Origin of the sequence: Collinsella sp. HCP28S3_G2, from assembly GCF_052065125.1 — a bacterium.
Taxonomy (GTDB): Bacteria; Actinomycetota; Coriobacteriia; order Coriobacteriales; family Coriobacteriaceae; genus Collinsella.
Map to the genome: position 1 here is coordinate 64844 of NZ_JBQHUO010000011.1, position 19400 is coordinate 84243.

The 19400-nt window shown below is 56.7% G+C and carries 12 protein-coding genes; 6 read left to right on the top strand and 6 right to left on the bottom strand.

Features of this window, described 5'->3' with window-relative positions:
* Nucleotides 1–117 precede the first annotated feature (117 nt).
* The 3 genes from ACTNB2_RS07320 to ACTNB2_RS07330 all read left to right on the top strand — a co-directional run bounded on the left by ACTNB2_RS07320 (nt 118) and on the right by ACTNB2_RS07330 (nt 5797).
* Complete coding sequence (locus ACTNB2_RS07320; RefSeq protein WP_441041788.1) at nt 118–2115, top strand: DNA gyrase/topoisomerase IV subunit B; 1998 nt, start codon at nt 118–120, stop codon at nt 2113–2115.
* Nucleotides 2116–2160: 45 nt separating this feature from the next.
* Nucleotides 2161–4401: a DNA gyrase subunit A gene (locus ACTNB2_RS07325; protein ID WP_427728391.1), complete on the top strand. Its 2241-nt coding sequence runs from the start codon at nt 2161–2163 to the stop codon at nt 4399–4401.
* 976 nt (nt 4402–5377) lie between these two features.
* Complete coding sequence (locus ACTNB2_RS07330; protein WP_441041786.1) at nt 5378–5797, top strand: YjdF family protein; 420 nt, start codon at nt 5378–5380, stop codon at nt 5795–5797.
* Nucleotides 5798–6245: 448 nt separating this feature from the next.
* Here the strand turns inward: ACTNB2_RS07330 and ACTNB2_RS07335 are convergent, their stop codons facing one another.
* From ACTNB2_RS07335 to ptcA, 3 genes are all read right to left on the bottom strand, one after another.
* A complete protein-coding gene (locus tag ACTNB2_RS07335) occupies nt 6246–7448 on the bottom strand; it encodes an agmatine deiminase family protein (protein WP_441041785.1) in 1203 nt (400 codons plus the stop codon).
* Between the two features lie 306 nt (nt 7449–7754).
* Entirely contained in the window at nt 7755–9185 is a 1431-nt protein-coding gene (locus ACTNB2_RS07340; protein ID WP_441041783.1) for an APC family permease, read from the bottom strand.
* A gap of 266 nt (nt 9186–9451) precedes the next feature.
* On the bottom strand, nt 9452–10522 hold the full coding sequence (gene ptcA / locus ACTNB2_RS07345; protein WP_441041781.1) for a putrescine carbamoyltransferase: 1071 nt from the start codon (nt 10520–10522) through the stop codon (nt 9452–9454).
* A 398-nt stretch (nt 10523–10920) separates the two neighbouring features.
* On the opposite strand from ptcA, the gene ACTNB2_RS07350 reads away from it, so the two are divergent.
* Both ACTNB2_RS07350 and ACTNB2_RS07355 read left to right on the top strand, forming a co-directional pair.
* On the top strand, nt 10921–11064 hold the full coding sequence (locus ACTNB2_RS07350) for a LuxR C-terminal-related transcriptional regulator (protein WP_441044900.1): 144 nt from the start codon (nt 10921–10923) through the stop codon (nt 11062–11064).
* A gap of 47 nt (nt 11065–11111) precedes the next feature.
* A complete protein-coding gene (locus ACTNB2_RS07355; RefSeq protein WP_441044898.1) occupies nt 11112–12200 on the top strand; it encodes a hypothetical protein in 1089 nt (362 codons plus the stop codon).
* Nucleotides 12201–12580: 380 nt separating this feature from the next.
* On the opposite strand, the gene ACTNB2_RS07360 is transcribed toward ACTNB2_RS07355, so the two are convergent.
* Together ACTNB2_RS07360 and ACTNB2_RS07365 are read right to left on the bottom strand one after the other, a co-directional pair.
* Nucleotides 12581–13654, bottom strand: a complete 1074-nt coding sequence (locus ACTNB2_RS07360; protein ID WP_441044899.1) for an SDR family NAD(P)-dependent oxidoreductase — start codon at nt 13652–13654, stop codon at nt 12581–12583.
* 103 nt (nt 13655–13757) lie between these two features.
* Nucleotides 13758–14444 carry a hypothetical protein gene (locus ACTNB2_RS07365; protein ID WP_441042593.1) on the bottom strand — a complete coding sequence of 229 codons (687 nt, stop codon included), beginning with the start codon at nt 14442–14444 and terminating at the stop codon, nt 13758–13760.
* A gap of 988 nt (nt 14445–15432) precedes the next feature.
* On the opposite strand from ACTNB2_RS07365, the gene ACTNB2_RS07370 reads away from it, so the two are divergent.
* Complete coding sequence (locus ACTNB2_RS07370) at nt 15433–16650, top strand: InlB B-repeat-containing protein (protein ID WP_441042592.1); 1218 nt, start codon at nt 15433–15435, stop codon at nt 16648–16650.
* A gap of 368 nt (nt 16651–17018) precedes the next feature.
* Here the strand turns inward: ACTNB2_RS07370 and tet(W) are convergent, their stop codons facing one another.
* Nucleotides 17019–18938 (bottom strand): tetracycline resistance ribosomal protection protein Tet(W), encoded by a 1920-nt coding sequence (tet(W), locus tag ACTNB2_RS07375; protein WP_441042591.1) that lies wholly within the window; start codon nt 18936–18938, stop codon nt 17019–17021.
* Between the last annotated feature and the right edge of the window lie 462 nt (nt 18939–19400).

Below are 19400 nucleotides of genomic sequence, written 5' to 3' on the forward strand. Positions count from 1 at the left end.
ACTCCGAACGATTGTTCGATGGATTTCGTGTTGGTTGGAATCGCCCAAGGGCTGGGCTATGCTACCTTGACTATCTATATGACTAAAACGCAGCAAAGGAGCATCGAGAGAGCGAGCATGGCAAAAAACACCCCAAACTATGGTAACGACAGTATTCGTCAGCTCAAGGACGAGGAGCGCGTACGCCTGCGCCCTGCCGTCATCTTTGGCTCGGACGGGCTCGACGGCTGCGCGCATGCCGCCTTCGAGATCCTGTCCAACGCCGTTGACGAGGCGCGCCAGGGCTACGGCAAGCTCATCACCCTTACCGCCTTTCGCGATGGCTCCATTCAGGTAGAGGACAACGGCCGCGGCTGCCCGCTTGACTGGAACCCCTCCGAGAAGCGCTTTAACTGGGAACTCGTCTTTTGCGAGCTTTACGCCGGCGGTAAGTACAACAACAACCAGGGCGGCGACTACGACTTCTCGCTCGGCACCAACGGCCTGGGCTCGTGCGCAACCCAGTACGCCTCCGAATACATGGACGTCACGGTTTGGCGCGACGGCAACAAGTACTCCCTGCACTTTAAGAAGGGCAAGGTCGTCGGCGCCAAAAAGAAAGCACTCGAGGTTGAGCCCAGCGACGAGGACCGCACCGGTACCACTATCAAGTGGCGCCCCGATCTTGAGGTCTTTACCTCCATCAGCATCCCCCACGATTGGTATCGCGAGACCATGCGCCGCCAGGCCGTGGTCAACGCCAACGTGACCTTCCGGCTGCGCATCGAGGGCGACGACGGCGAGTTTTCCGAAGAGGACTTCTGCTATCCCAAGGGCATCGAGGACTACGTGCTCGAGAAGGTCGGTACCGACTACCTTACCGAGCCCTTCTTTATCGAGGCCGACCGTCGCGGTCGCGATCGCGAGGATCTGCCCGATTACAACGTAAAAATCACTGCTTGCATGTGCTTCTCGCGCACTTTCACGATGCAGGAGTACTACCACAACTCCTCCTGGCTCGAGAACGGCGGCTCACCCGAAAAGGCGGCCCGCAGTGCCCTCACCAGCGCCATCGATGCCTACATTAAGCAACAGGGCAAATACAACAAAAACGAGAGCGGCATTAAGTGGCAGGACGTCCAGGACTGCCTGGTGCTGGTGACCAACTGCTTCTCCACCCAGACGTCCTACGAAAACCAGACCAAGAAGGCCATCAATAACCGCTTTATCCAGCAGGCCATGACGGCATTCTTTAAGGAGCGCCTCTCGACCTATTTGATCGAGAACAAAGATGCCGCCAACAAGATCATGGAGCAGGTGCTCATCAACAAGCGCTCGCGCGAGAATGCCGAGAAGACGCGCCAGAGCATCAAGACCAACCTGCAGCAGAAGACCGACATGGCCAACCGCGTGCAGAAATTCATCGACTGCCGCTCCAAGGATAAGAGCCGTCGCGAGATCTACATCGTGGAGGGCGACTCGGCAGCAGGCGCCATTCGCACCTCGCGCGATGCCGAGTTCCAGGGCGTTATGCCCGTCCGCGGCAAGATCCTCAACTGCCTAAAGGAGGACTATCCGCGCATCTTTAAGTCCGACATCATCATGGACCTCATGCGCGTGCTGGGCTGCGGCGTGGAGATCAAGGACAAGCGCATCAAGAACCTGGGCGCCTTTGACCTGGACAACCTCAACTGGAACAAGGTCATCATCTGTACGGACGCCGACGTCGACGGTTATCACATCCGCACGCTCGTGCTCACCATGCTCTATCGCCTGGTGCCCACGCTTATCGACGAAGGCTACGTGTATATCGCCGAGTCGCCGCTCTACGAGATCAACTGCAAAGAAAAGACCTACTTTGCCTACACCGAGCTCGAGAAGAACGGCATTCTTAAGGAGATCGGCGACCAGAAGTGCTCCATCAACCGCTCCAAGGGTCTTGGTGAGAACGACCCGGACATGATGTGGCTCACCACCATGAACCCCGAGACGCGTCGTCTGATCAAGGTAGAGTCCGAAGACGTCACCAAGATGGAGACCATGTTCAACCTTCTGCTGGGCAGCGACGAGGCGGGCCGCAAGCGCCATATCTCGGAGCACGGCAAGGAATACCTGGACCAGCTGGACCTGCAGTAGCAGCAAATCGATAACGACGGCCCATAAGAAGTTCAAGAGGAAATCGTGGCAAAGAAGAAGACGAAGAACCAGCCAAAGAAAAAGCAGGTCAACGCCGAGAACGTCATCGGCCTGCACTCCGAGGTCACCAATCAGCCGATCACGCAGACGCTCGAGGTCAACTACATGCCCTACGCCATGAGCGTCAACGTCTCGCGTGCGTTCCCCGAGATCGACGGTTTTAAGCCCTCGCACCGCAAGCTGCTCTACACCATGTACAAGATGGGCTTGCTCAAAGGTGAGCGCCAGAAGAGCGCTAACATCGTGGGCCAAACCATGAAGCTCAACCCGCACGGCGACGCCGCAATCTACGAGACGATGGTGCGCCTGGCCACCGGCAACGAGGCGCTGCTCGCGCCGTTCGTTGAGTCGAAGGGCAACTTTGGCAAGTACTATTCGGGCGACCTGAGCTACGCCGCCTCGCGTTACACCGAGGCCAAGCTCTCCCCCATCAGTGCCGAGATCTTCAAAGACATCGACAAGGACCCGGTCGACTTTGTCGACAGCTACGACGGCGCCATGAAGGAGCCGCGCCTGTTGCCCACCACGTTCCCCAACATCCTTGTCTCGGCCAACAAGGGCATCGGCGTCGCCATGGCGTCTGACATCTGCGGCTTCAACCTCAACGAGGTCTGCACCGCCACCATGCACTACCTGCAGGATCCCAACTGCGATCTGCTCGAGTACATGCCCATGCCCGACTTCTCGACCGGCGGTGAGATTATCTACCGCCGCGAGGAGATGGAAAAGATTATCGAGACCGGCCTTGGCAGCTTCCAGATCCGCTCCCGCTGGCGCTGGATTCCCGAAGAGCGCATCATCGAGGTCTACGAGATCCCCTACACCACCAAGACCGATGTCATCATCGATCGCATCGTCAAGCTCTCCAAAGAGGGCAAGGTCAAGGAGATCGCTGACATCCGCGACGAGACTGACCTCTCGGGCCTGCGTATCGCCATCGATCTTAAGCGCGGTGTTGACCCCGACAAGCTCATGGCGAAGCTTTATCGCTCGACTACGCTGCAGGATTCGTTCTCATGCAACTTTAACGTGCTGGTCGACGGCTATCCCCGCGTTATGGGCGTACGCCAGATCCTGCACGAGTGGGTCAAGTGGCGTATTGAGTCCACGCGTCGCCGCATTAACTTTGACCTAGGCAAAAAGTCCGAGCGCCTGCACCTGCTGCACGGTCTTGAGGCGATTCTGCTCGACATCGACAAGGCGATCGCCATCATCCGTGGCACCAAGCTCGAGGCTGAGGTCGTGCCCAACCTTATGAAGGGTTTCGACATCGACGAGACCCAGGCCGAGTTTGTAGCCGAGCTTAAGCTCCGCAACATCAACGAGGAGTACATCCTCAACCGCACCAAGGACATCGCTAAGCTCGAGGGCGAGATTGCCGAGCTAGAGGAGATCCTTTCGAGCGAAGAGAACATCAAGAAGGTCATCAGCGACGAGCTGGCCGCGGTCAACAAGAAGTACGTGATGCCGCGCCGCACGGGCAGGATTGAGCCCCACGAGGTCATCGAGGTAAGCCTGGAGCCCGAGGTCGAGGAGTACCCGGTGACCATCATGCTCTCGCGCGAGGGCTATCTCAAAAAGATGACCGACCGCGTGCTCAAGAAGGCGGCCACGCTCAAGTACAAAGACGGCGACAAACCCTTTATCGAGTTCCCGTCCTCCAACACCCACGAGCTGCTGGTCTTTACCAACAAGAGCCAGGTATACAAGTGCAAGGTTGCGGCGTTTGAGGACACCAAGTCGGCCCAGCTGGGCTCGTACTTGCCCACCGACCTCGAGATGGAACCCGACGAGAGCGTCATCTGGGTCATCGACCCTGAGGACTACAAGGCCGACGTGCTGTTCGTCTTTGAGAACGGCCGCGTGGTGCGCGTCGCGCTTTCTGGATACGTTACCAAGACCAACCGCAAGCGCCTTAAGAACGCCATCTACGGCGGAGCCAAGCTGCTGTATGCCCAGGTGCTCAAGGAGGATCGCGACATCGCGCTGGTCTCGAGCGACTATCGCCTGATGAACTTCAACACGTCGCTGCTCAAGACCAAGACGACCACCAACACGCAGGGCGTCCAGGCCTTTACCGCCAAGAAGGGTCGCTCGGTCACCACCGTCGGCACGACCGAGGAAATCCTTGGCGCCGGCGTCTCGGCCGAAAAGTTCACCGCGCAGAGCCTCCCCTCCGCCGGTGCCCTCATGAAAGAAAACGACATGCCGAGTTTGTTTGACTAGGACGACGGCAGAGCCGCCATAAACTCTCAAAACAGTGGGGCCCGGAGCGCAGTAAATGCCGCGCTCCGGGCCCCATGCATTACAGCAGCATCATCCCTATAGACAAAATGTCGCATAAAGTGGAACAGACATAAGCCCATCATTCATTCCAAAGGGCACGGCGGACAGCCTTTAGAGGTTCGATATCGACGAAAACGCCCGCTTTGAAACTCAAGTGCCTTTTCGTGTGCGAGCCGCCAGCTGCAATAGGAAGCGAATCAACGCAGGCGCCTTTCAAGCAGTTTGCAAAACTGCAGGTCGCAGGCCTTCATTGCTAGTAGGGAAAATGAGTAGTCTCAGGTGGCTTGCCCATGAGTTAGCGAGCAGGTTGGGGCTTCGTTGTTGGCGCAATCACTTCGTGCGCACTCGAAAGGTCTGTTTAACAAAAGACTAATCGGATGCGACTGGCCGCCCATACGGCGACGACGTTTCCCGTGTGAGCACAAACGGCCCTGCGTGCCCTATCGAGCGATATCCCCGTATGACGCTCAGAACTCCTGCTCGCCGAGCAGTCACCTCGCGAGATCCAGCACGAGAACGCCCTCCCGGGTATAAGGCCCGCGCCTCGTGCGAGCGATGAGGACCTTCGTGAATACATCCCTGATGGACAGAAGCGACCCGAGCCCCTTCTCGAGCGTCGACTCAGAGCTAACGTCGTCTCTTGCTTAAACTCTCCTTCGCGGTTTCGAAACTCAAGGTCTTTTAAAGTTTCGAAACCGAGAAGACGATATGCGCAAGGGCACGTCGGGTGGTAAGCCCCAACCATGTCATGTCGCCAGCGATGAAGGGCGCGTCTGCGCGTGCTACAATCCAACTACCAGAGATAAAAACACAGTCCCCGTCGGGTAGTCGTGGGCGTGCGGGGGTCCGCATCAGTAACCTGCCTCCTTGGTTGTCCCTTCTCTGCATGGTCATCTACATAAAGGAGGAACCAACCATGCAGATCAGTGTGTCGTCCACCCTGACCGTATATCACGACGGCCAATTCTGGGTCGGGCTGGCGGAGCATGTCAAGGACGGCAGATACGGCGTCGCCCGCATCGTCTTCGGCGCGGAGCCGTCCGATGAGGAGATCCTGCGATTCGTTGTCGGCAAATGGGAGAAGCTCTCGTTCTTCGGCGACAAGGCCACTGAGACAAGCAAGCCCGCGAAGAACCCCAAGCGGCGCGCTCGCGAGGCAGCGAAAGCCCTTAAACGGCCCGCGGTGAGCACCAAGGCACAACTGGCGCTCGCGGCACAGCGGGAAGCGATGAAGCGGGAGTCGGCTCAAGCAAGAAGTCAGCGTCGCGCGGATGAGGCGGAGGCGCGCTTCGAGCAACGGAAGTTGAAGCGTAAGCAGAAGCATCGTGGGCATTGACCGGTGCCGACATCGGTCCAGGTGTGAACAGGGCTACGTCCCCTATTCGCACTGTTCACACATACAGCAGCGGGCACGGATTCGATTGAAACCGTGCCCGCTGTCTGATGCTAAATTAATTTATCAAACATGTGTTCTATTCCAGCGCAGTAATTAAATACGCTGGTACATAGATACTCCGATCAAGACGGCCGCGCATACGACCGGGAACTTTCGGCAATTGGATACGCGTCTGGCCTGGGATATCCAAGCGAACAATTGGCCTAACCCGCAACAGGTCCCAGGCCAGGCGGGTATCCAATCGAAGGGGAGGGGCGCTCCGGTGTGGAGGCAGCGGAGCGCCCGGGGAAAGCCCGGCCAGGCGGCCCCGTTCGCCTGGCCGGCCGGGCCTCCGGGGTGCGGCGGACTCCCGTGAAAGAGGGGCGCCGCGCCCCGGCAAGCCGGGCTATTAGGCGGACGGCTCCTGCTGCGTGATGCAGTGGATGTTGCCGCCGCCGTAGACGACCTGGTCGGACTTGACGCCGACGCACTTGTAGACGCCCTCGCCCCAGACCTCGTCGTAGATCTCCTGGAGCGTGTCGACGGCCAGCTGGTCGTTCTCGTCGCCGTACTGCGGGACGATGACGCCGTGGTTGGTCACGAGGTAGTTCATGTAGGAGGCGATCAGCGGCTCGTCGGGGACGCGCGGCTCGGCGTTCTCGTCGGCGTCGATGGTGTCGCAGGAGGCCTGGTCCATGTACAGCGGCTTCACGGGCATGCAGAGCTTGTAGACCTTCAGCTTGCGGCCCTTGGCGTCAACAGCGTTGGAGAGGGTCTCGTAGGCGGCGTGGCACTGCTCGTAGAACGGGTACTCGGGGTCGTCGGTCCAGATGCAGACCATGACGCCCGGGGCGATGAAGGTGGCGACGTCGTCGATGTGGCCGTTGGTCTCCTCGGGGTCGATGCCCTCCTTGACCCAGATGACCTCCTCGACGCCGAGGTAGTCCTTGAGGTGCTCGGTCATGTACCCGCGAAGCTCCTCGCTCCAGGGCTCGAACTTCTTGCGGTACTTGGGCCAGAGGGACTCGGGGTCCTCCTCCTCCAGAACCGCAGAGCAGGTGCGGCCCGGGGAAAGCAGGCACTGGTCGGTCACGACCACGGTGCCCTCGCCGTCGACGGTGATGGAGCCGCCCTCGAGGATCATGTCGTCGGGACGGTAGCGGCGGCAGCCGGAGAGCTCGGCCATCTTGAGGGCGATCTGCTCGTCCTTGTCCCACGGGAAGTAGAGGCCGTCGATGAGGCCGCCGTAGCCGTTGAAGTGCCAGTGGTTGGCGCGCTTCTCGCCCTTGCCGTTGATGACGTAGGTGGCGCCGGTGTCGCGGAACCAGGCGTCGTCGGTGGTCATCTCGACGACGGTGACGTTCTCGTCGTTCTCGAAGACGGCCTTGCAGTTGGCGTAGTCGACCTGGTTGGCGCACATATAGACCGGGGTGAACTCGGAGATGGCGCGGGCGATGGCGGCATACTGCCTCTGGGCGGGCTTGGCGCCGTGGGCCCAGGTGTCGGTGCGGTGGGGCCAGCCCATCCACACGCGGTCCTGGGGGGCGAACTCGGCGGGCATGAAGAAGCCGTCGGCCCTCGGGGTGGACTCGGACTCGGTGATCGTACGCATAAGATTTCCTCCAAACCGGACGATCGTCTGCCGCGGGCGGGCTGCCCGCGGCCTAGGACCAGGAGATGGCGGGCGCCCGTCCCCCGGCAGAGGCCGGGGCGCCCGGGGCCGGTTTTCACGGGGTCGCACCGGCGGGCGACGACGTAGCCAGGTGCGCGGAGACGGGACGCACGAGGGATACGGGAGAGGGGTCGGGGCGGTCGGCGGCTGCCGGAGCTATCGCCCGCACCCGCCCCGGGGGATGGTTGGCGGACCCGTCGCCCGGGCACGCCCCCGGGGAGGCCGGGGTGCCCGGGGCCGGGTGCCCTAGTTCTCCTCGGCCTCCTCGGCGAGGCGCTGGGCGGCCAGCTCGGGGGTGAGGCCCTTGTACTCGGTCTCGCGGCCCTTGGCGCTGACGACGCGGACGACCTCGCCGATGAGCACGAGCACGATGAAGATGACGATCATCGGGACCTTCTCGCCGACCTCGGCGGCGGAGAACGGCACCAGCGTCGCGACGATGGCCAGGATCAGCTCGATGCAGGGGATGGCCAGCATGACCTTCATCATCGCGCCCTTGAACGGGAACGTGAAGATGCGCTCGCGGTCGGGGTCGTTCCTGCGGAGGTTGAGGAACGCCGGGAACATCGGGATGTAGGTGAGCAGCAGGAAGACGACGGAGGTGCCGAAGAGCATCCAGAAGACGCCGTTGGAGATGGCGTCGACGGGAACGAGCTGCAGGCAGAGGACCAGGGAGGCGACGACGGCGTTGACCAGGTTGGCGCCGTTGGGCATGTCGTCCTCGGAGACCATCGAGGCGAAGACCTTGGGCATGTTGCCGTGCTCGGCGGCGTAGCGGGCGACGGAGTTGACGCCGAAGGACCAGGCGGCCATGTTGGCGAACAGGGTGATCAGGAAGGCGATGCAGATGACCTTGAAGAGCACGGAATCGCCCACCATGGTCTGGACCGCGACGATCATGCCGTAGTCGGGGTCGATGGAGTCGGCCGGGATGGCGGCGCCGATGCCGAAGCCAGAGAACAGGTAGATGACGGCAATAGCCACGCCACCGACGACGATAGCCTTGGGGATATCGCGAGCGGGATCGGCCATGTCATCGGTCATGGTGCAGATAACCTCGAAGCCCATGAAGTTGAAGATGATGATGGACAGGTAGCCCAGGGCGTTGGTGTTGGTGAGCTCGGGCAGGAAGGTGGCGGCGGACATGTCGCTCGCGAAACCGTTCTCCATGGCATACCAGATGCCCAGGGCGCCGACGATGACGGCAACGGCGACCTTGATCAGGGCGCCGCCGTTGAGGACCCACTCGGAGTCGGCCGCCTTGGAGCGGCCCATGAGGTAGACGATCCACACGAAGGCGAGCTCGATGCCCATCTTGGCGATCAGGTTGAACTCGACGCCAAAGACCATGCCCAGGATGTCGGGGAACATGGTCGCCAGCGAGGCGATCCACAGCGGGTAGTTGACCCAGTAGTAGTACGAAATGCGGGCGCCCCACTTGTCGCCCAGGCCATCGCGTACCCAGTCGTAAATGCCGCCCTCGCCGTCATAGGTGGTGCCGAGCTCGGCGACGACCATGCCGTAAGGGAGCAGGAAGGTCAGGATCAGGAAGATCCACCAGAAGAACTGCTGGTTGCCAATGGCAGCAGCGGGAGCGGCGGCCTCGCAAACGAAGACGACGCAGATGATGGTCGAAATGACCGTCAGGAAGGAAAGCTTTTTCTTTCCGTCACTCATATTTAATCCTTTGCTCAGTCGTTTTCAGACAGGGCGCCAGTGCTTACGCGCAGTGACGCAGATGATGGGCGGCAAGAGACAAGCATCTGCTGCCGCCCATCAGAAAGCATCGTACAGGCCATACCACACGTCGGTGTAGATGAAGTCGGCGCCCTTGATGCACTCGGTTGTCGTCGGAGACTTTGCAGTTCTCCTCGCCGATGGCCATGAGGTCGCCCATCTCCTGCGAAGGCGGGCGAGCCGTAGCTCGCCCGACCTGGTACGTCTTACAGACCGTGCTTACCGAAAGCGGCCATGCGCTCATTGATGGTGGCGCGGTATGCCGCAGCCTTCTCCTCGTCGGGCTCGCTCTGGGGGCACAGAGTGGCCAGGATGGCGCGAATGGAGTGCTTGCGGTTCTCGGCCTCGACCCAGCACAGGGAGCGCTCGGGATCGTCCATGACCTCGTCGACGACTTCCTCGCCACGGTTGGCGGGCAGGCAGTGCATGAACATGCTGTTCGGACCGGCAACGTTCATCATATCCCAGGTCACCTGGTACTTCGGATAGAACACATCCATGTAGCTGGAGCTGGAGACTTCGCTGTCGTAGAGGCCGTACCACACATCGGTGTACACGAAGTCGGCGCCCTCGATGCAGGAAATGTCGTCAGAAATGGTGATGGTGCCGCCGGAGACCTTGCAGTTCTCCTCGCCGATAGCCATGAGATGCTTGCCGAACTCGGCGCGCTCCTCATCGGTGCCAATATGCAGGCAGCCGTCGGGAATCTGATGCCCCTTCGGTCCGAACTGCACGAAGTCCATGCCCATCTTCGTGCAGATGAACATGAGCGACGCGCAGGTCTGGGTGGCATCGCCGATCCAGGCAAACTTGCAGTCCTCGATCTTCTTACCGGCGGGCAAGTTCTCGATCATGGTCATGAGGTCGCCGAGCTCCTGGGTGGGATGGTTGTACTCGCTCATGCCGTTGATGACGGGGGCCGCGGAGTACTTCGCCAAGCTCACTACATCCTTATGACGATCGACGCGGGCCATGAGGATGTCGACGAGGCTTCCCATAACGCGGCCGGAGTCCTCGATGGACTCATGGCCACCCAGCTGGATGGAGCCGGGGCCGAAGAACTGAGCGTGACCGCCGAGGTCGGTCATGGCCGTCTCGAAGGAGATGCGGGTACGGGTGGACACCTGCTGGAAGATCATGCCGAGGGTCTTGTCCTTCAGCAGGTGCGGGTACTCGCCGCCCTCCTTGATGAGCCCCTTCATGGCGATGGCCAGATCTACCATGCCGAGCAGCTCTTCTTTTGTGAAGTCGTTGGTGTCGATGTAATCTTTGACCATTGAAATCTCCTTCAAAATTCGTTGGCCGGACCGCCCCTTGCGGACCGTGCTCCCATGAAGCGCCCCGAAATGAGCGAGACGCTCCCTTGCGTCACACAGCATGGGGCGCACCCGTAGTTTTGAGAAGAGATAACCAGGATTATTTTCAGATTACATTAGCTCACCGCACACCTTACCCTGGCTAATCCTAGCTAATCCTAACTAATCCTAACTAGTCCTAACGCCTAGACGGATTGATATTGAACTGGTTTCTTCGCCCTGTGCGCCGCTGTCAACACCTTGCGCCTCCGTTCTAAGGAACCGACGCGCCCGACACCCAAGAATACGTAGACGAGCTGCTCCTCGCCCTCTGCGAGCACTGTCACCTGACCGCGCGCGAGCGCGTCATCTTGAAAGAGGTGCTGCAGGGCAAGGACAACCAGAACATCGCCAGTTCGCCGCAACTGGCCCTGGGCACCGTGCAGGCCCATGTGCACAACATTCTGAAGAAAACCGGCACCACCACCCGCCAAGAACTCACCCAGCTGTTCTGGAAGGGATGAAGAACGGCCGTAGACGGCTGATCCCGTAGGGGGCGGCCGCAGCCGGTGTGAGGGAGATTGGATGCAGACTTATCGGAGTCGCCCCCGACGATGGTCAGCTTGGCATCGTCGATGTTCACGGTGAACTGGTCGGTCACATCGTTGCCGTCGGAATCGGTCACGACCGCCTGGCCGCTTTCCGTTACAGGGTACTCGCCCGCATCGGTGCCCGTTGCAGAAGCCTCAACGCCGGAAACGTAGAAGGTCTGACCATTGATCTGGAACTCCAGGGTCTCGAAACCGGATACGGACTTCTCGGTGCCGTCGTAGGTCACGGACTTGGAATTGGGAGTGAGGGTGATATGGTACTTCTCGCTACGGTCGGTAACGGTCAGGGTTCCGTACGTCTTGTTGATCTGATAGTTGTCCAGATTGGTTCCCTCGTTGGGGATGCATTCGAATGCATTCTCGGAGGAGCCGACGATCTTCTGCGAGCCGGTGAAAGAATAGGTGGCACCTTGGCCATCGGCCCAACCAGTATCCCGGGCAGCCTCCCCAACGGTGACCTTGTGATTGGTCAGGGGCTTGCCGTCGTACTCCTTCGAACCACTCGCGGAGGTCAGGGTGACCGGACGCTTTTCGACCGTCAATTTACCTTCGTTCTTCACGATGTTGTAATATTCGGCAATAGACGGGTCGAGCGTTACACGAATCGCATTTTTCGATGTGCCACAATCGGTCTGAGAACCTACAAACTCTATTTCCATATGGTGAATAATAACCGAGTCTTTGTTGGCTATGCGTCGTTTGAATGTAATTACCTCTCTAATAAATCAAATATGTTACTTTTCAGCACCATCAAACCAGATTCTGCCTCCTTCGAATTAGGCACCCACCCCATCAAGACCACGAAGCATCCCCGCCCTCAGCCTCGGCCTGCTAGTCATGTGCCTGTTCACCTGGGAGAAAGCATGCCAAAGGCAGCGCTGGACCATGGTTTACGGCCAGGTCTCGCGCACGGCCCTGGAGAACCCGCCGTCGGGGGCGAGCATGGGCCAGACCTCCCGGAACTCGGCCGTCCTGCTCCTGAAAGACCGCCCGCCGCAGTAGGGGCAATAGACGGCCTTCATGGGCACCTCTTCCGAAAGGGTTTTTAACGGTTCCGGAAAAGGTTATCTACCTGCGGGAACGATAGGCAACCGGACACACATTCTATCCGAGCGGTTAAAATCGGGCACGGAATTTATACGGCTGAAAAAGGGGCGTCGACCTGCGCCGATGCCCCCCAACGTGGACACACATTTTGTCCTATAAGTCTTAGCCAACAGATTGCCTGCGCAAAAAACATGGCCACCCGCAAAGAGTGGCCATGTAGATTCTATCTGCAAGAAATCTTTTGCGTGCGTGGTGTGCTTTCGCGCATTCAGTCCTGCGCACCTTCGCGCATTCACACTCTAGCACGTTCATGCGTTCATGCGTTCACGCTTTCCGCATTCTCGCGTTCGCGCTTTCGTACTGGTCTATTCGCCTGTACGAATTACCACGTGCGGGAATTCATCTGGCGGAACTGAGCAACGGTTGGAGCGTGCGAATTCATGCCGCCGTCAACGTTGATGATCTGTCCTGTGGTGTAGGTACTTTCATCGGAGCCAAAATATACGGCTGCATGAGCAATGTCTTCTGGGCAACCGTAGCGGTTAACCATGATGCTACCCAAGAAGATATCTTTGAGCATCTGAGGAACCTTCGCCTCGTTTTCTGGCGTAACAATCAAGCCTGGACGGATGCAATTGCAGCGGATGTTGTCTTTGCCGTATTGCAAGGCAACGTATTGCGTGAAGATGTCTACGCCCGCCTTGGCGCATGCATAAGCGGTAGAACCTAAGTCGCCTGCACATGATGCCATAGAGCCAATGTTGACGATTGCGCCGCCACCAATTTCTTTCATGTAGGGGATAGCGCACTTCGTTGCATAGAAGGTGCCGCGCAGGTCGCTTTCCAAAATAGCGTCCCACATTTCAAGGGTGAGCTCGTCAACACGACCGTCCTTGAGGGCAACGTTTGCTGCATTGTTTACCAAAATGTCGAGCTTGCCGTATTGCTCTACGGTGTCTGCAATAAGCGCTTCGATGCTTGCTGGTTCGGTAATGTCGAAATAGTGGAAGCTTGCCTTGCCGCCTGCTTCAACAATTTGATCAACTACAACTTGGCCTTTTTCGGCACGACGACCACTAATAACAACCGTTGCGCCCTCGGCTGCGTATACCTTTGCGATACCGATGCCAATGCCGCTGGTGGAACCCGTTACGATAGCAACCTTGCCTTCGAGTCTACCCATTGTGTTCCCTTTCTCGTTCAAATAATCGATAAGGTATTTGTATTCCTTTTTTGCGTGTTTGTGAATATTTGCATAGAAAAAGCGGATGGCAGGCGTGTGGATTTCGGCAGGAAAGGAAGGGGCCGGCCGCGTTGCGTGCACTGCCGTATTCTTTTCTGCAGGAAAATATGTTGAGCTGCTCGTTTTTCTGTTTGAATAGTAGACAGATTCAGCATGGTCAGAGGCTGCTGGCAAACAATTTACCCCCTCAACAAAACGCTTGCTCTCTGACATGCCATGCTCGCGCACAAAGTTGGGGCCTTCCCAGACGGGAAGGCCCCTTTGCTGATTATCTTAGCGCTTCATTTCAATGGAGCTGCACCAATGGTATCCGTGCTTATTTATAGTTGTTGCGCTTTCTGGACGTGAAGTGCGCCCCAGCACCGGCAGCGATCGCAACGCCGCAGATGCCCATTGCATAGAGGGCGGCGCTATCGCCGGTGTGAGGGAGATTGGATGCAGACTTATCGGAGTCGACCCCGACGATGGTCAGCTTGGCATCGTCGATGTTCACGGTGAACTGGTCGGTCACATCGTTGCCGTCGGAATCGATGACGACAGCTTGGCCGGAAACCTTAACAGGGTACTCGCCTGCATCGGTGCCTCTGGCCTCGGCGGTCAGACCCTCGACGGTGTAGGTGGAGCCGTTGACTTCGAACTCCAGGGTCTCGAAACCGGATACGGACTTCTCGGTGCCGTCGTAGGTCACGGACTTGGAATTGGGAGTGAGGGTGATCTGGTACTTCTCGCTACGGTCGGTAACGGTCAGGGTTCCATACGTCTTGTTGATCTGATAGTTGTCCAGATTGGTTCCCTCGTTGGGGATGCATTCGAATGTATTCTCAGAGGAGCCGACGATCTTCTGCGAGCCGGTGAAAGAATAGGTGGCACCTTGGCCATCGACCCAACCAGTATCCCGGGCAGCCTCCCCAACGGTGACCTTGTGATTGGTCAGGGGCTTGCCGTCGTACTCCTTGGAACCACTCGCGGAGGTCAGGGTGACCGGACGTGGTGTGATCTCCACTATACCTGTTTCAAACTTGGTAATATTGTAAGAGTCGGGACTACCCTTAATAAATATTATCTCAAACGTATTATTATTCGTTATGCCAACATTGGTCCGAGAACTAGTCGATATGCAATAAACATCGTCAAACGTAGCAAAACAAGGATCAACTGATACGGGACAGGCAAGAGGTTCGCCGTCATAGGTTTTTGAGACGTTTGTGGACTTAAGAGTTACGTTACGCTTTGTAATCTCGATTTCGAATCGTTCCTCACCCACATCACCTCCCGAAACCACCAAGGTCACGTGGCCGACTTGAGTTCCCATTACAGAAACGGTCTTGTGATTAGGATAAAGATTATCAAGATACGAGATTGTGACATCTCCACCGTCATTGTCACGAATATAATCCCATTTATATTCAGACCTTGATGTTATATTGGTATATTGTGCAGCAACGCCGTACTGAATCTTATCAGGGCCTTTGAATGCATTGCCAACGGGATCGCTTACCGCCCCGCCCCCATCAGCGAAAGCTGCGACGGGCAGAAAAGATGCTGCCAGCACTGCCGCCAGCATCACCCTCGCAAATCTTTTCGCAAGCGATTGGGAGAGAACTGCAGTTTCGACCTCTCCCCATTTGGAGAATTTGGAATCCATGAAGCTCATGTCTGCTCCAATTGCATCGAATTGAACCAACGTAAAACGCAACACGACGTACAGTGTGTTGCTGCGTTTTTTCGATTTGGTAAAGAATAACCGAATCTTTGTTGGCTATGCGTCGTTTGAATTTAATTACCTCTCTAATAAATCATATTTGTTGCTTTTCTGCACCACCAAACCAGATTCTGCCTCCTTCGAATTAGGCACCCACCCCATCAAGACCACGAAGCATCCCCGTCCAGAGCAAGCCCGAGCCGAGCAAGGGACATGCCCGAAAATAATTCTCTGTTAACATGAAATGCAATGTTGCAATAGGGAACGCACGCTTGAATTGGAGGATACGATGAAGATACAGGCTAAAGAGACCTTGGCCAGGCGCCGGACGGTTTTCTTCCTCACGCTCGCAGCCATAGTCGGCGTTTGCGCCTTCACCTTCTCCGGCACCCAGAATTACGCCTGGGCTGAAGGCGAAGAGCCCATTGCCACTTGGGATAGCGTCGCAGAGCCGGGAGCTGGCGGCGTTTCAGCAAATGTTGGAAAGAGCCTTACGCTTGAAATAAAACGAGTTGACTCGAGCGATCACCTGGAAGCCTTCATCATGAATAACGGCAACGATCCAATTCCCCCATCTGTCCTTAAGCTGACAACGGAAGAGGGATCGGTATTAACCGCCCGTTTTGATTCACCTATTTCTCCTACCGATCAATCAGCATCTTCCATTAAAGGCTCGAATGCCAATACCCGATTCACTAAAGCAGTGCTTTATTTGATGCCCGAAACCGTCACCGTGACCTTCAATATGAACAGCCACGGAGCCCAGATTGACCCCATTAAGGTCAAGAAGGGGACGTCCGTCACCCTGCCCGAGCCCACCGATACCGACTATGACTTCGGCGGCTGGTTCACCGATGAGAGCCTCACCACCTCGTTCAACGGCACCGCCGCTACAAGCATGACCGTCTACGCCAAATGGACCGAAAAGGAAAAGGTCACCGTTTCCTTCGAATCCAAATATGGCACTGCTCCTGAGGCCAAGACCGTGAACAAAGGCGGTGTCGTCGAACTCCCTAATCTAGGCACTGACGGCGACTACACATTCGTTGGCTGGATCATGAAGGGCTCCGAAGGCACCGATCCCCTTAAAGGCGAATACACCGCTAAAGAAAACATCACTTTCACGGCTGTCTGGGAAACTCCCACCATCGAAATGGTCGATGTCACCTTCGACATGAACGGCCACGGCGACAGTGTGACCAAGCAGACCGAGAAGGGCAAGCCCATCACCCTTATCGATGATCCCACCGCTGAAGGCTACACCTTCAAGGGCTGGACCTACGACAAGGAAGGCAAGCAGGCCTTCGACCCCAAGAAGAACGCAGACCAGGACACCACCCTGTACGCCCAGTGGGAGAAGAATGCCGACTCCGCTCCCACCAACTCAACAATCCCTCGGACCGGTGACAACCAGATGGCACTCCTGGCATCCCTCTGCTTCAGTGCAGCAGCCCTGATCGCAGTCGGCATCGCGTTAGCCGCGTATCGCAAACGCAAGCACGCATAAAGCATACGTGACGTTACCGTTCTAATTCTCGATCTAAACAGAGGGGAGTCCCGCGGGACTCCCCTTCCCATTCGCGTACCTAATTACGCTGTTCCTACTAAAATTGGGAATTCTATTCCCAGTTTTCTCCTATTCCCACTCGTTGTTGGGCATCATATTTAACGGATTTTGCTTCATAAATTTGATACCTCATTTTTTTGATTATTTGATGTGTCCATATTATCCAGCCCTATACGATGGGCTGTTATCAAATTGTTATCGGTGGTGATAACGGGGGGGTAGCAGGGTTGTTGTTTTCTCTGGTGGTTTACAACTACATTTTACCACGAAAGGCAGGGAAATGCAATAACCATCCTTGCTGTGGCGTATCAAGGAATCTTACTGAACATATGGCGCACCTTGTCCAGGCGGCTGTTTGGACGGCGGGGCTGGATGACTGGCTTGCCGACAGCGGCCTGATACCCTTTCAGTTCTGTAAGGCATACGCTCTGCCCGTTGGTGTAAAAGGCCAGATCAGTACGGTATGCCTGTATACAGCGGGCGGGAATCTCGCCAGTAAAGACAACTTCATCCTTTTTTACCTGGACCGTTTCGATGGTGGCACAGTATTTCGGTGCATCATGATAAGCCCTGGAAAGATATTCCCGGGGCGCATAGAGGGTGAAGGAGAGATAAGGTTCCAGCAGTTGCGTCCCTGATTCCTTCAATGCCTGTTCCAATACAATCGGGGCCAATGAGCGGAAGTCCGCCGGCGTGCTGACCGGACTGTAATAAAGCCCGTATTCAAAGCAAATCTTACAGTCCGTTACGTTCCAGCCGAACAAGCCCTGCTCCAGCCCGTAACGGATACCATCCCTGACAGCGTTTTGAAAACTCTGGTTCAAGTATCCCAGCGAAACCCGGCTCTCGTATTGTACACCGGAGCCAAGCGGGAGTGGTGTAACAGACAGTCCGATGGATGCCCAAAACGGGTTGGGCGGCACCTCGATATGGATGGTGTGGCTGGCTGCTTTGAGCGGCCGCTCCATATAAATGACGGTGGGTTCCTTTACCACTGTTTCAAGCTTGTATTTTTCCGACAGCAAAGCGGAAACAACCTCCAACTGCACCCGGCCCAAAAAAGAAAGAATGATCTCATGGGTGATGGAATCCACCTCGCAGCGCAAAAGCGGGTCAGTATCCGCAAGTTGCGTAAGAGCGTCCAGCAGCCGTTCTCTTTGCGCTGCCGTTTTCGGCGCAATCGACGTCCGCAGCATGGGGAGGGGGTCCTCACGCCACCTTTTACGAGGGAGCCGGGTTGGGTCCCCCAATACGTCGTTTAATCCCACGCTGTCGCTGGGAAGGATGACAATTTCGCCCTTATGGGCGGTGTCTGTCCGAACAATCTCCCCTTTGGATGGAATACGCATCTCTGTGATTTTCAGCTTTTCTCTCCCGGCCAGGGCCACCGTATCCCGCAGGCGCAGCGTTCCGCTGTATAGCCGCAGATAGATGAGCCGCTGGTCACAATCTGTATACTCCACCTTGAAAACGCTGCCGCATAGGGCGGCGCTCCCCTGTTCCCCAATCGGTTGGAACAGCCCTGTCACCGCATCCATCAACGGTTGAATGCCAAGGCCCTTTTTGGCGCTGCCATGATAGACCGGGAACAGGGAGGCGTCTTGAACCCGCCGCTGTTCCTCCCGCGCAAGTTCTTCCCGGCTGATTGGTTCTCCTGCGATATACTTTTCCAATAATTCATCGTTATTTTCAATGACCGCATCCCATGCTTCTATGTCGGTATTTTCCTCCAGGACTATTTCCGGGGACAGCGACACCGTCTGCTTGATGATAATATCGGCGGAGAGCTTATCCCGAACAGACTGATACACGCCTTGCAAATCAACGCCAGTTTGGTCAATCTTATTGATAAAGATAACGGTGGGAATGTCCATTTTCCGCAGGGCATGGAACAGAATACGGGTCTGGGCCTGCACGCCATCTTTAGCGGAGATCACCAAGATGGCCCCATCTAAAACAGCCAAAGAGCGGTACACCTCCGCCAAAAAATCCATGTGGCCGGGCGTATCCACAATGTTGACTTTACATCTGTGCCACTGGAAGGAAGTGACTGCCGCTTGAATGGTAATCCCACGCTGCCGCTCCAAAAGCATGGTGTCCGTCCTCGTTGTCCCTTTTTCGACGCTCCCCGGTTCTGAAATGGCTCCGCTGGCATATAGCAGGCTCTCCGTCAAGGTTGTCTTTCCAGCGTCTACATGGGCAAGAATCCCGATATTGATAATGTTCATGTCTATCCTCCATACAAGGCCCAAATGGGCGCAAAAATCCCCAGCGGCTAATACTTTTACCGCTGGGGATCATGACTTCGGACAAACAGAAGTATGACGGCTTACATGAGCCGCTGTCCGTCACGATATTTACTAAAAAGGCAAAAGTATTCTTAAATTGGGTACAAAAACTAAGCCCCTGCAAGGGGCAATCATTTTTGCGCCCATTATCAAATTTTATTTAAGAATACCTTGCCGCATATTTGGTAGACTCCTTTGGTAGACTCCTCAAATCAGGATAATAGCAGTATATCATAGTACGCTCTAAAAAACAAGAAATTATTTTACCCGATTCCCCAAATAAATCAGGAGCCTTGAGTATCAACTTTATCCGAACACCTCCCACATTCATCCGTACATGTGCGGATGAATGTGGGAACCCGATACCCTGAGGGCCGGATCGGCCGGCCCCGGGAGATCGGA

Excerpts from the sequence above, each read along its gene's own strand:
- ACTNB2_RS07320 (WP_441041788.1), top strand. The coding sequence starts at position 118 with ATGGCAAAAAACACCCCAAACTATGGTAACGACAGTATTCGTCAGCTC.
- ACTNB2_RS07330 (WP_441041786.1), top strand. The coding sequence starts at position 5,378 with ATGCAGATCAGTGTGTCGTCCACCCTGACCGTATATCACGACGGCCAA.
- ACTNB2_RS07335 (WP_441041785.1), bottom strand. The coding sequence starts at position 7,448 with ATGCGTACGATCACCGAGTCCGAGTCCACCCCGAGGGCCGACGGCTTC.
- ACTNB2_RS07340 (WP_441041783.1), bottom strand. The coding sequence starts at position 9,185 with ATGAGTGACGGAAAGAAAAAGCTTTCCTTCCTGACGGTCATTTCGACC.
- ptcA (WP_441041781.1), bottom strand. The coding sequence starts at position 10,522 with ATGGTCAAAGATTACATCGACACCAACGACTTCACAAAAGAAGAGCTG.
- ACTNB2_RS07360 (WP_441044899.1), bottom strand. The coding sequence starts at position 13,654 with ATGTCAGAGAGCAAGCGTTTTGTTGAGGGGGTAAATTGTTTGCCAGCA.
- ACTNB2_RS07370 (WP_441042592.1), top strand. The coding sequence starts at position 15,433 with ATGAAGATACAGGCTAAAGAGACCTTGGCCAGGCGCCGGACGGTTTTC.